Source organism: Flavobacterium sp. HTF (assembly GCF_003105115.1).
Classification (GTDB): Bacteria; Bacteroidota; Bacteroidia; order Flavobacteriales; family Flavobacteriaceae; genus Flavobacterium.
Genome location: NZ_QETH01000010.1, coordinates 39,127 through 51,807 on the forward strand (window position 1 = coordinate 39,127; position 12,681 = coordinate 51,807).

Genomic DNA, 12,681 nt, shown 5'->3' on the forward strand with positions numbered 1-12,681 from the left:
ACTAAAATTGAAATTTATAACCAAAATCGGGAGAAAAACCTATTTGATCTTTTTGATTGATACTATTGGTCAGACGATTATATTCTCTTGTAAAAACATTGGTATGATTGGTAACGTTTTGAAAATCGATATAAAACTGATGAAACCTCTTTTTTGTTTTACTGTTAAATTTAATTCCAAACTTTACATCCAGTCTTAAATAAGGATCGTATTGTTTGCTAAATGCATTTGCATCATCCTTAATTTCATAACCCGCGTTGTTTGAAGCTGCCAAATCAACCGGGGTGTAATATCGTCCGCCTGCAGTTGTAAATTTTGTATCAATTGAAAATACATTTTTTTTGTCTTTTCCTATTTTAAATTCTTTTCCACCTAAAAGATTAATTACATAGCCGTTATTAAAAGGTGAATTTCGTTCTATATTATCACTTCCTTTATATTTACTTTCAAAAAGAGAAGTTGTAAACAAAGCATAATAGCCTTCGCTGAAAAACTTTTCGATTGTAAATTCAACTCCCTGGTTATGCCCTTTTCCTTTGCTCAACAAAGAAGTTTTATCAATTGAATAACCAAAATCAGCCCCTTCTGTTAAGGAAGAATAGCTGCTCGGAAATGCCTCAACAGCTGCTTTGCTAATATCCTGATAATAGACTTCAACTTTTCCTCGCCACTTTCTCGCCAATCGGACATCGTACCCCAGAACATAATGCTGGCTTTGCACTAAATCCAGATTTTTATTGGTCTGAACCTGATTACCATTTACAAATTCATTTAGAAATAAAATCGGGGCCGGAACACTCTGATGATGAATTCCATAACCAAAATTTATGGTATTGGAGGAATTGAATGCATAAGACAAAGCTGTTCTGGGTTCTACTACAAATTCTTTATTTATAGAAAAATACTGTCCGTGAACTCCGGCATTAAAAGTTAGTTTTTCTGTTAATCTAAATTGTCCCTGTGCAAACGGCTGTACAATATTGTAATTCCCGTCATTATTGACAATCTGAACTAAGTCAGCATAACCGTCACCATCAGTATCCTGCTGTCTGTCCCTTGTTTCAATGTCTGCTTTTAAGGTATAATTTTCCAAAAGTAATCCTGTCCTGATGGTCGTTTTTTTGCTGAGTTTTGAATTGAACAACGTAGAGAATGTCACTCTGCTTTCTGAATTATCAACATCAGAGAATCGCAGTTTATTTTCTGCCGGAGTACCAAAATCGTAATAACGATCATTTTTATAAGTGTTACCCGAATCGGAATATCCAATAATTGTTTTTAATGATGAATTACTGCCAAGATCAAGATTATGTTTCAGTCCAAATGAACCAAACGAAGATCTGGCAAAACCATCTTCGTCCTGCGCTGCAAAAGGATCATCTTTGTCAATATCTTTTCCTAAAAAATCAATATCCGATTTACCATAAATTCCAAAAACAGAGAAGTTGCCTATTTTACTTTTTCCGAAATCAATGTTAAAGCTAATATCGCTATAATTGGGTTGGGCTTCGGTTCCTGCCAGTCCTGTAACGCCTACAAAACCATATCTTGCTGATGCAACAAAAGAACCTCCTTTTTTCCAAGCGGACCTTCTGCCATAAATTCCAATCCCGGGTAAGCTCCGGCACTAATCATATACTCGTATTCATCAGGATTTCCTTTTCTAAAACCTAAATCAAAAACACCTGCAATTGCATTTCCGTATTCAGCAGGAAAAGCAGAAGTCATAAAATCAGAATTCGCCAAAAGATTAGGATTCAGTGCAGAAACGGGTCCTCCTGTAGTACCCAGGGTCGAAAAGTGATTCGGATTCGGAACAGGCATTCCTTCAATTCGCCACAACATTCCCGACGGAGAATTTCCTCTCACCACAATATCATTTCGGCTGTCATCGCTTGTTGCGACACCTGCAAAGTTCGAAACCAGACGCGCTACATCGCTCCTGCCTCCGGAAAATCGCGTAACTTCTTCGGGGCTAAATTGTTTTGTAGAAACAACAGCCATTTTATTAACTGCTTTTGATTTGTTTGAACTTGAAGTAATGACAATTTCATTCAACGAATTAAATTTTTCCGTCATTGCGACTGTCAGCAAATTATCTTTACCGGTTGTGACATCCAGATCAGAAACAGAGGTACTTTCATATCCATCAAAACTAATGCTGATGCTTTGTCGTCCTATAGGAATTTCAGGTAATGTAAAATTACCTTCCTGATCAGATGTAGTTTGATTTTCATCATTTCCGATTAACATGATTATCGCTCCGGAAATAGGTTTTTCAGATTGTTTGTCAATTATTTTTCCCTTGACAACTCCTGTCTGGGCATAAGTAGTGATGCCAAGAAGACTTAGAACAATCCATACTATTTTTTTCATTTTGCTTTTGCTTTATTGGTTATAGAGCAAAAGTAAATCGTGGCATTTTCTTAAAAATTGACTAAAGTTAAGATTTACTGTTTAATGTAAGACGAGTTCTTAAACGGCTCAGGCTTTCGGGTTTAATGCCTAAATAACTGGCAATATATTTTAGGGGAACTCTTTCGACAACTTTCGGCCTGTCCTTAATAAACTTCAGATATCTTTCTTCTATTGTGATTGTTGACATTGATTTGTTTCGCGTGCTTAGACCTCTAATCGTTTTTTCCATCATATAAGGCAAAAATGTAGCAAAAACAGGATAGTCACGAACCAATCTGTCAAAATCATTTTTGTAAAGAAAATATACACTGCAGTCTTCGAGAGCTTCAATGTACAAAAGGGAAGGTTTTCCGTTTAAAAAACTGTCAATATCAGCATACCAGCAATTTTCAAAGAAAAAATTTCCGGTAAATTCTACACCATCTTCCAGGTAATAGTAACGAATACATCCTTCAATAATAAAAATCCCGAAATTGCAGACATTGCCTTCTACTAAAAGATGTTCTTTCTTTTTTACTTTTTTATAAACCAAAGCATTAAAAAAAGCCTGATTTTCAGCTTCATTACATTCTATAAATTGTGATAAATCGGTGATAACACTGTGCATGGATTTATTATGTCTTATAAATTAAATTTGAATTTGGTATTTAAAAAATTATGACTAAAACTAATCAAAAAAATTGCAGCCCATATTATAATAATGTGAAATATCACAAATTAATCAACTAAGACAATTTTCTTTAAAAAAGAAAGAATCTCATTTACGCAAATAGCTAAGAATTAGCTTATTATTTTCTGCTTTTTAAGAATTCCGCAAATTGTTTTGTATCAAAATAAAATGGGCGAATGGCTGTAATTTTTCCGTTTTTTAAATCAAAATGTTCCGAAATTGGCATTGAAAGGTTTTTGCCGGATTTTTTTGCTTTGCAATTTATCGTAAAATATATAATTACCTCATTTTTGGAAGCATCGCTAAAATAAACAGGCTCCTTTTCTATCTGCAGCTCAAAAAACTCAGCCGATTTTGCATACATTTTTGTCCATTCATTAAAACCAACATAAGTTCCGCCGTACGGCAATCCTTCTGCCTGATTATAAATGGCTCCTTCCTCAATCAAAGTGGCCATTGTTGTAAAATCTCTCGTTTTAAAAAGGGATTCAAAATATTGGGCAACGACTTTAAAATTTTCCGTTTCAAGATTTTTTAAAACATCAACCTCCGGCTGTACAACTTCAGAATTCCAAAAACCTATAATTTTAGCCACCTGACCTTTGCCATTTAATCTGGCAAAATCACGGCCCGTCATAATCAGTTTATTATTGGAATCAAAAATTTTCCAGTCCCAACTTACATAATTGTCCTTGACCACTTTTGGACCGGAAGTCAGAACAGCATTAGGATTTTTTTTGTAAAACTCATTGATAACATTATTAAAGGCTGCTGTTCCCTTTATTGATGCAGAAGGATCTTCAAAAGTACTGTCTTCTAACCAAATTGTTTTTATCAGTTTTAATCTCGTGTCACTATTGCGTTCCTGCCATACTTTTTCGTAAACCGAAATTGGATATAACTTATCCTTCTTTTGAGCCACAAGATTATTAAGCATAAAAAGTAAGCAAATAAAGTAGATTTTTCTCATAAGTAGTTAAATTAGATTTAGTTAAAACTCTTTTTTAAAAGTACAAAATCAAATTTACAATACCTTACAAAATGACAATAATTTGCCGTTTTAAAATCTTACTTCCAGGCAAATTTCTACCCTTGTACAGATACTTTATCCTTAAATGCAAAAGTGTTTTTAAGCTGATTTTTCCAGTTTTCAATACTTTCGTCCGAAGCTCTGTCTGCTTTATCAAAATAAAAATGCTTTTGAATTTCAAAACCACAGTAATTAAAAATCCCTGTATCAGAAGTCAGTGCCAAAGCCTTGTCCATTCCGGATGCTTCATATTCAGCATTTGATTTTCCGTGAGAATTGACAATAACAGCTCTCTTCCCGGTTAATAATCCTTTCTGAACGCCATTATCATAACGATAAGCAAATCCGTAACTAAAAACACGGTCAATATATCCTTTCATGACAGCAGGCATTCCGGTCCACCAAATTGGATACACAAAAATAATCCGGTCTGCCCAGGTAATAAAATCCTGTTCTGTTTGTATTTCCGGTGCTACTTTGCCCATACGTTGCGCGTTCATGTCATTTAAGGAAAACACAGGATTAAAACTGATTTCGTATAAATCACGAACTTCTGTTTCTTCTCCGGATTCCTCAAGGCTTTCTACTATGGTCTGTTTGAAAAAATGGTTTAAACTACCTGAATTTGGATGTGCATAAATGATTAAATTTTTCATGTTTTTAAGTTTTAAAGATTAACATGACAAATGTAGAATGCCAAACTCAGGCAAAATTGTACGAAAACGAAATCCGTAATTTCCTGAAACAAAAAATTCCTGACGAAATGGTCAGGAATTTTTTTGAGTTTTTTAAATTGAATTAAAAATTAGTTGATACCGTTACTGATTTCCATTTTTCTAAATCAGCTTCCACTTCTTCAATTTTTGCATTTGCCATATTATAGGCGTCTTCTCCTAAGAATAAATGCAAGGGTGGATTTTTTTCATTGCTCATTTGAATTAAGGCATCAACAGCTTTTTCAGGATCTCCTGGCTGATTTCCGTTAATTTCATTCTGATGTGCTATTACTGACTGACGTGCTTCTTCGTAATCTGCAATCGGATTTTTAGGCAATCCCATCGAATCTCCGGTTAAAAAACTGGTTCTGAAATATCCAGGATACACCAAAGTCACATTAATACCAAAAGCTTTTGCTTCTGCTCTTAAACCTTCTGTAAGCCCGGCAACTGCAAATTTAGTCGAACAGTAAATGCCCCAACCCGGAAAACCGCCGTGATATCCTCCAATAGAAGCGATATTAAAAATATGCCCTGACTTATTGGCTCTCAATTTTGGCATTGTGTTACGAATAACGTTTAGTAAACCAAACACGTTGATATCATAATTGCGTCTTGATTCTTCGTCAGAAAGTTCTTCAAGCGTACCTACCTGCCCATAGCCGGCATTGTTTACCACAACATCAATCGTTTTAAAATGGCTGATTGTTTTTGCCACCGCATCCTTAACGCTGCTTTCTGTCACAAGGTCTACAGCTAAGGGTAAAAACTGATCTGATGTTTCGCCAACTTCTTTAATAAGTGAGTTAATATCTCTTGACGTGGCCGCAACCCTGTAACCGTTTGCTAATAATTTCTGAACTAAGATTAACCCCAAACCTTTTGAGGCTCCTGTTACAAACCATACTTTTTTAGTTTCCATAATTTATTATTGTTTTAATTACAAGGCAAAATTAGGTCAGAAGTAAAGGCGCGGGATAACGAAATTCAAACGTTTAATTACAAAAATCAAACAGTTCTAAATTGTCGCGGAGTAAGCTGGATATTCTTCTTGAAGAAATTATTAAAATGTGTCGGCTCTTCAAATCCCAGACTATAAGCAATCTCGGAGATATTCCAGTCCGTGTGTTTTAAAAGGATTTTGGCTTCCTGCAAAAGACGTTCTGCAATTACTTCTGAAGTCGTTTTTTGAGTAGTTTCTTTTAATGCCCTGTTTAAATGATTGACATGAATCGTTAACTGATTGGCAAAATCTGCTGCCGAACGCAAAGTAAAACGCTGTCTCGAATTCTCAATCGGAAATTGTCTTTCCAGTAATTCCAGAAACAAAGACGAAATCCTGCTCGAAGCATTGGAGTGCTGATTTACAGAAAGATTTGCCGGCTGCATTTTCATCGCACTGTGGATTAATTCAAAAACCAGATTACGCAATACATCATATTTATAAGTATAATCAGAATTAATTTCTTCCATCATCTGCTTGTAAATCAGTCGTATTTTTTCTGTTTGTTCCTTATTTATTGAAAAGATAAAATTTCCATTTGGTTTAAAAACCGGGTACTCTTTTAAATTCCCGAACTGATGAAAAAACGCCTCGGTAAACACACAGAAAAAACCCGTTTGATGTTCTTCCAGCTGTTCCCAGTTATACGGAATCTGAGGATTGGCAAAAAACAAAGCCTGTTCTTCGATCTCCACAATCTTATCAGCGTAGTGTACTCTGTTTTTACCAATAATCAAACTGATCTTAAAGTAATCTTTACGGCTGTACGGAATCGGTTTTGCACTGCAGCCCATAAAATCATCCAACTCAAACACATTAAAATGTCCGATTTCTTTTTTAAGGTTATCGGGCATAAAATTGAGTTTGGAACGATAAAAATCTTCTATAGTTTCTGTTTTCTCCATTTTGTAAAGTTACAAAATTCAAACAAACTCTATTTACTTAGAACTGCAAATATCTTGTTGGAATTTCAGAAATTTAGTCGGAGACAAATTCATATAATATCTAAAATCATGAATAAGCTGACTTTGATCATAATAACCACATCCGTCTACAATTTGCAGCCAGTCTGTTTTTTCTGCTTTCTGAATATTTTGCTGAATCTGCTCAACAGCTTTTAAAAAGCGTTCGTATCGGGTCACCTCTTTTATCGTATAACCAAAAAACTTTTTTTGACTGAGCTGAATATTACGTTCTGTCTGGTTGGTTTGTGAGGCAATGGCCTTAATAGGATGTAAAGACTCATTTTTAAAATCGGCCAAAAGACTCATAATTGTATTTTGTTCCCTTAAATAGGGTCTGCAGAAATCTAATATAACAGACACACGTTGTCTGGAATCAGGGATTATTTGTAATTCTTCCCACAATGCATTAAAACAATTTTCCGGAATTAAAGCGTCGGGATGAATTGGAAGTGAATGCGTTAAGAGCGCATTTCCAAAAAAACGATAGAAAGCATCTTCCTTAAAATTAGCCACAAGAATTTCTGAACCTGGTTCTAACGTATAATCAAAAGCCTGTTTTATTGGCCCTAAAACAAGACATTTTTCAGCCTCCAAAACAGTATTATTTTGTGATTTTAAGTATCCTTTGGTTCCGAAATTAAAAACCAAAATGGTCTGAAAACTAGGTAATAAAGTTTTTGTAATCGCAATATCTGTTTTGTTTTCTGCAAAATAGAAATGCGAAAAAACAGATTCAAATTCTGAAGGAACAGCAATTCTGTAATTGTTATTTTCTTCAGAATCTTTCATCTTATTTTTTGGTATAAAGTATTATTTCGAAACAAATTCCGCTTCGAACAATTCAGTCAGATGCTTCAGGATTTTGGCTTTTACTTCTTCCTCATCTACTTTTTCTACGCCTAATTCTACGTTTAAGGAAGTAACTCCTTTTCCGCGAATTCCACACGGAATTATATTATCAAAATAGCCCAAATCTACATTTACATTTAGTGCAAATCCGTGCATGGTTACCCAGCGTGAAGCGCGTACGCCAAGCGCACAAATTTTTCGCGCAAACGGAGTTCCAACGTCCAGCCATACACCGGTTTCGCCTTCGCTTCGCCCACATTTTAAGCCATATTCTCCCAAAGTCAGGATAATAGACTCTTCTAGAAAACGCAAATATTTATGAATATCGGTAAAAAAGTTTTCTAAATCTAAAATCGGATAACCTACAATTTGTCCTGGTCCGTGATACGTAATATCCCCTCCGCGGTTGATTTTATAGAAAGTTGCTCCTTTGGCTTCCAGCTGTTTTTCGTTTAAAAGAAGATTTTCCAGGTCACCGCTTTTTCCTAAAGTATAAACATGTGGATGTTCTACAAAAAGCAAATAATTTGGAGTGGGCAGATCAAGTTCTTCTCTTCTGTTTTTTATTTTTAAATCAACAATATCCTTAAAAAGTTCTTCCTGATATTCCCATGTTGATTTATAATCTTTACTTCCTAAATCTTGAAGTTGAATTTTTTTATTCATTTTAATTATTTTTCAAACTCTACGTCAAAGTTGAGTTTGTCAGGATTCTCCATATAATCCGTAAAAGGGTATTGAATTGTAATTGTTTTTTTATCCTCACTAAATAAAGCATTTGGATTAGAAACTTTTTTGACTTTTTTCGGGAAATGATATTTTATAACATAATTTGACGAGGCAAAAATCATTTTAGACATATCCGGCGCAGTGTCTTTGGCTTTTTCGGCCAGTTTTTGCTGGTCGATTACTGCTGTACGTGTAAATTTCTTTCCGTTATAAGTGTAACTTAATTTACTGTTGTTATTCCCAAAATTACTTCCAAAAGGAGTTCCGGCACCGCCACTTTCTAACTTTTGAAACGTGCTTAAGGTTTGTAATACGTCCTGTAATTCGTTTACATTTTTAAAATCTGTAGAAAGGTTCATTACAAACTCTTTTTTCTCAGCACTCATTTTGGTGTGAACCACAAAGTTTTCAATCTTTTTCAGTTCTTTTTGAGATTCCGGTGAAAGCTTGGCAATACTGTCTTTTTTGGCTTCAAATAATTGTTTGAAAGTAAAAGTAGAATCAATATCTTTTTTAGCGGAAGCTCCCATCTGATTACCAATCTGATCACCAGCCATTGCCATTAAAGAAGAGCCGTCCATGTCAACAGAAAACTTTCCTGTGCCATTATCATTGAGGTAAATATTTTCAGTAAAAGTACAGCTTGTAAGTGTTGCCAGTAAAAAAGAAAAACTAAGTAATTTATATAATTTTATCATGGTTTATTTTTATTCAAATATACGAAGAGATTTTTTAATTGTATAAATCGTTGATTTGTTTAAATTTTACTGATTTTATTTTAATCCAGTACTACTTCGAGATTCCCAATTTCAGGATTTTGCAGATAATCTAAAATTGGCAAAACGAGATGAACCGATTTTTTATCAGGGCTGACCACTGCTTTTTCATATGAAACTGATTTTATTTTTCGGGGAAAATTGTAATTCAGAGTAATTGAATGTACTAACTTAAATCCTCCCGTTTGCTTTTTAAATTCTTCAACCTCATTCTGTTTTCTCTTTAATTCTTCGTGGTTGGTAATCTTTACCATCCTTTTAAATAGTGTTCCATCAAAATAATAGCTAATATTAAAGTAATGATCCTCTGCGCTTAAAGCATAATTATGTTGCAGGTCACTGGCATAATCTTCTGTTTTGTATAAATCTGCAATTGATTCTGCCTTATTAAAATCCTGTATAAAAGTACTTTTGAATTCTTTCTCAAACGAACTTTCTTTTATATAGACTTTTACATCTTTGTATTTATTGAAAATAACCTTTTCTGATAAAGGAAGCTTTGAAAAATTCTCAGCGTATTTTGTTATAAATTCATTAAAAACAAAGGTTGTATCCTTAAATCTTTCTTCATCATTATATTTTACACCACTCAATTGCATATAACTGTTTTCGTCGCGAATCGCTACTACTTCTATAGTACCGCTTCCGTCAGGATTCAGAGAAATTGTTTCTGTTATCTGGCAGCCGGTAATAAAAATAAACATTAAAAAGGTAAGTAGTTTTTTCATTTATTTTTTAAGTCCTGAGGTTTTGTGCTGCTAAGATAGTGAGTATTTTTTGATTGAATTCTTACGCTTTTGGGTTTGTTTTGTGTTTTAAAGTTTATCCAAATTAACCGAAATAAAGATATTGCATCGAACTAAAAGTTGTAACCAAAACATCTTATAAAAACTAAATCTCTCGTTTAGCCCCGATAGAAGCGGCATTCTTTTTTGCTTTTTGCAAAAAAGATATAGCGTCCCGAAGCTTCGGGAGCGGTACAAATGGCTTTGAAAAAACCTAATTTTCTGCTCCTGAAAAAACTACAATTATTTTCAAAATTTGAAATTGCCATTTTTTCAAATTTAACTATCTTTGCGCACTTAAAAAACAGTATATAATGGCCTTATCTGAACAAGAAATCATCCGAAGAGAGAAACTTCAAAACTTACGCAACTTAGGAATCAATCCTTATCCAGCTAATCTTTTTCCTGTAAATCATACTTCAAAGCAAATAAAGGAGTCTTTTGAAGAAGGTAAGAAGGTGATCGTTGCGGGACGTTTGATGAGTGTTCGTGATCAGGGTAAAGCTTGCTTTGCTGAATTGCAGGATAGCGAAGGACGTATTCAATTGTACGTGAACCGCGATGTTTTGTGTGAAGGTGATGATAAAACTTTATACAATCAGGTATTTAAAAAATTAACCGATTTAGGAGATTTTATTGGTATTGAAGGAGAATTGTTTACGACTCAGGTTGGTGCAAAATGTATTCGTGTGAGCGGATTTACTTTTTTGAGTAAAACGTTGCGCCCGCTTCCGTTACCAAAAGTGGATGAGGAAGGGAACATTCACGATGCGTTTAATGATGCTGAATTGCGTTACAGAATGCGTTATGTAGATTTAACGGTGAATCAACACGTTAAGGAAACTTTTATCAAACGTACCAAGTTATTTACTGCGATGCGTGGTTATTTTAACGATGCAGGATATCTTGAAGTTGACACTCCGGTTTTACAGTCAATTCCTGGTGGTGCTTCGGCAAGACCTTTTATTACGCATCATAATTCGCTTGACATTCCGCTTTATATGCGTATTGCGAATGAGTTGTATTTAAAAAGATTAATTGTTGGTGGATTTGAAGGTGTTTATGAGTTCTCAAGAAACTTCCGTAATGAAGGAATGGACAGAACGCATAATCCTGAATTTACCGCAATGGAAATATATGTAGCTTACAAAGACTACAACTGGATGATGGAGTTTGCTGAAGGTTTGCTTGAGCATTGTGCAATCGCCGTAAACGGAACCAGCGAAGTTACTTTTGGGGAACACCAAATTAACTTTAAAGCGCCTTATGCACGCGTTACGATGACAGATTCTATCAAACATTTTACTGGTTTTGACATTTCCGGAAAAACTGAAGAAGAATTGTTTGAAGCTGCAAAAGGAATGGGAATTGAGGTGGATAAAACAATGGGGAAAGGAAAACTGATTGATGAAATTTTTGGAGCGAAATGCGAAGGAAATTATATTCAGCCAACTTTCATTACGGATTATCCTAAAGAAATGTCTCCTCTTTGTAAAGAACACCGCGATAATCCTGAATTGACGGAGCGTTTTGAATTAATGGTTTGTGGTAAAGAAATCGCAAATGCGTATTCTGAATTGAATGACCCGATTGATCAGCGTGAGCGTTTTGAAGATCAAATGCGTCTGGCTGCAAAAGGTGATGATGAAGCAAACGGAATTATCGACGAGGATTTCTTAAGAGCACTTGAATATGGTATGCCTCCAACTTCCGGAATGGGAATTGGAATGGATCGTTTGATTATGTATTTGACTAACAATGCTTCTATTCAGGAAGTTTTATTGTTCCCGCAAATGCGTCCGGAGAAAAAACTGGCTCAGATTGAACTTTCTGATGAAGAGAAATTCATCGTAGACCTATTGAAAGGAAATGAAAATAAAATGGACTTAGGACAACTTAAAATTACGGCTAACTTAAGCGGTAAAAAATGGGATGCGTCCATAAAAAACTTATCTAAACACGGTTTAACTAAAGTTGTCGTTGAAGGTGATTTTAAATTTGTAGAATTGGTGGGATAGTTTTTTAAATTCCAAATTTAAAAATTCCAATTTCCAATTTGAAGATATAATTCAAACCCGACAGTTTTTAAAAACCTGTCGGGTTTTCTTTTTAAAACGAATACTTCTCCAATTTCTTTCCGTTAATTTCCAAAACCTTTGTGCTTTTCGGGACTTCGCCTTTCCAAACTTGCTGAACTGAAGGATTTGAAGGGTATTTTCCGTTTTTTATTTTTACAAGATGAAATTCGCTTCCGCTTTTCATTAAAAGATCGGAAAACTTTTCAGTTGATGAAGTCGTTACATAAATCGGAAAATCAGTAACTGAGAAAGAATTAATCAAACTTCCGTCATTATTTAAAATGTAACCTGAACAGCCACCGCTTCCGCAGAAATAAGAGCTTGAGAAACCAACAAAATATTCATTTTTGTTATCATTGTTTAAGTCGAAAGCTTCATAATAAAAGTATTGGTCTTCTTTTGTCATTGCCGGTAAATCTTTTTTAAGTAAAACCAGCAATTGTTTTCGAATCAGTTTGACTGTTTTTTCATCGTTAGCGGATACATTACTCAAATCTGCTGTTCCTGCAACTGTTTTCGATAATGTATCCAGAGCAATTGTTTTGACGATGTTTTTCGATTCGTTTTTATTCTGACAGGAAGTTAGTATTAGAATGGTTACGCATATTACTATAGTTATTTTAGTCTTCATGATTTCGTATTTTAAATTCGTAACTTAAATT

Annotated in this window: 13 protein-coding genes; 1 reads left to right on the forward strand and 12 read right to left on the reverse strand. The window is 34.5% G+C overall.

Features of this window, described 5'->3' with window-relative positions; translation table 11 throughout:
• Nucleotide 1: 1 nt before the first annotated feature.
• From DCO46_RS23185 to DCO46_RS05030, 11 genes are all read right to left on the reverse strand, one after another.
• Nucleotides 2-1,159, reverse strand: a complete 1,158-nt coding sequence (locus DCO46_RS23185; RefSeq protein WP_243416252.1) for a TonB-dependent receptor — start codon at nt 1,157-1,159, stop codon at nt 2-4.
• A 374-nt stretch (nt 1,160-1,533) separates the two neighbouring features.
• On the reverse strand, nt 1,534-2,376 hold the full coding sequence (locus DCO46_RS23190; RefSeq protein ID WP_243416253.1) for a carboxypeptidase regulatory-like domain-containing protein: 843 nt from the start codon (nt 2,374-2,376) through the stop codon (nt 1,534-1,536).
• A 67-nt stretch (nt 2,377-2,443) separates the two neighbouring features.
• Nucleotides 2,444-3,025, reverse strand: a complete 582-nt coding sequence (locus DCO46_RS04990; RefSeq protein WP_116751469.1) for a Crp/Fnr family transcriptional regulator — start codon at nt 3,023-3,025, stop codon at nt 2,444-2,446.
• A 181-nt stretch (nt 3,026-3,206) separates the two neighbouring features.
• Entirely contained in the window at nt 3,207-4,058 is an 852-nt protein-coding gene (locus DCO46_RS04995) for a nuclear transport factor 2 family protein (protein WP_116751470.1), read from the reverse strand.
• A 116-nt stretch (nt 4,059-4,174) separates the two neighbouring features.
• Nucleotides 4,175-4,774: an NAD(P)H-dependent oxidoreductase gene (locus DCO46_RS05000; RefSeq protein WP_116751471.1), complete on the reverse strand. Its 600-nt coding sequence runs from the start codon at nt 4,772-4,774 to the stop codon at nt 4,175-4,177.
• Nucleotides 4,775-4,916: 142 nt separating this feature from the next.
• Nucleotides 4,917-5,756 carry an SDR family NAD(P)-dependent oxidoreductase gene (locus tag DCO46_RS05005; protein WP_116751472.1) on the reverse strand — a complete coding sequence of 280 codons (840 nt, stop codon included), beginning with the start codon at nt 5,754-5,756 and terminating at the stop codon, nt 4,917-4,919.
• 86 nt (nt 5,757-5,842) lie between these two features.
• Nucleotides 5,843-6,742 (reverse strand): helix-turn-helix domain-containing protein, encoded by a 900-nt coding sequence (locus tag DCO46_RS05010; protein WP_116751473.1) that lies wholly within the window; start codon nt 6,740-6,742, stop codon nt 5,843-5,845.
• 33 nt (nt 6,743-6,775) lie between these two features.
• Nucleotides 6,776-7,591, reverse strand: coding sequence for a helix-turn-helix domain-containing protein (locus tag DCO46_RS05015; protein WP_116751474.1), 816 nt, complete (start codon nt 7,589-7,591; stop codon nt 6,776-6,778).
• 21 nt (nt 7,592-7,612) lie between these two features.
• Nucleotides 7,613-8,317, reverse strand: coding sequence for a lipoyl(octanoyl) transferase LipB (gene lipB, locus DCO46_RS05020; protein WP_116751475.1), 705 nt, complete (start codon nt 8,315-8,317; stop codon nt 7,613-7,615).
• Between the two features lie 5 nt (nt 8,318-8,322).
• Nucleotides 8,323-9,078 carry a hypothetical protein gene (locus tag DCO46_RS05025; RefSeq protein ID WP_243416254.1) on the reverse strand — a complete coding sequence of 252 codons (756 nt, stop codon included), beginning with the start codon at nt 9,076-9,078 and terminating at the stop codon, nt 8,323-8,325.
• 80 nt (nt 9,079-9,158) lie between these two features.
• A complete protein-coding gene (locus DCO46_RS05030) occupies nt 9,159-9,884 on the reverse strand; it encodes a hypothetical protein (protein ID WP_116751476.1) in 726 nt (241 codons plus the stop codon).
• A gap of 371 nt (nt 9,885-10,255) precedes the next feature.
• Here DCO46_RS05030 and lysS point away from each other — a divergent pair, with 371 nt between their 5' ends.
• Nucleotides 10,256-11,959 (forward strand): lysine--tRNA ligase, encoded by a 1,704-nt coding sequence (lysS, locus tag DCO46_RS05035; protein WP_116751477.1) that lies wholly within the window; start codon nt 10,256-10,258, stop codon nt 11,957-11,959.
• A 91-nt stretch (nt 11,960-12,050) separates the two neighbouring features.
• Here the strand turns inward: lysS and DCO46_RS05040 are convergent, their stop codons facing one another.
• The gene (locus tag DCO46_RS05040) at nt 12,051-12,650 is read right to left on the reverse strand and encodes a hypothetical protein (protein WP_116751478.1); all 600 of its coding nucleotides are present in this window, start codon (nt 12,648-12,650) and stop codon (nt 12,051-12,053) included.
• Nucleotides 12,651-12,681: the final 31 nt, after the last annotated feature.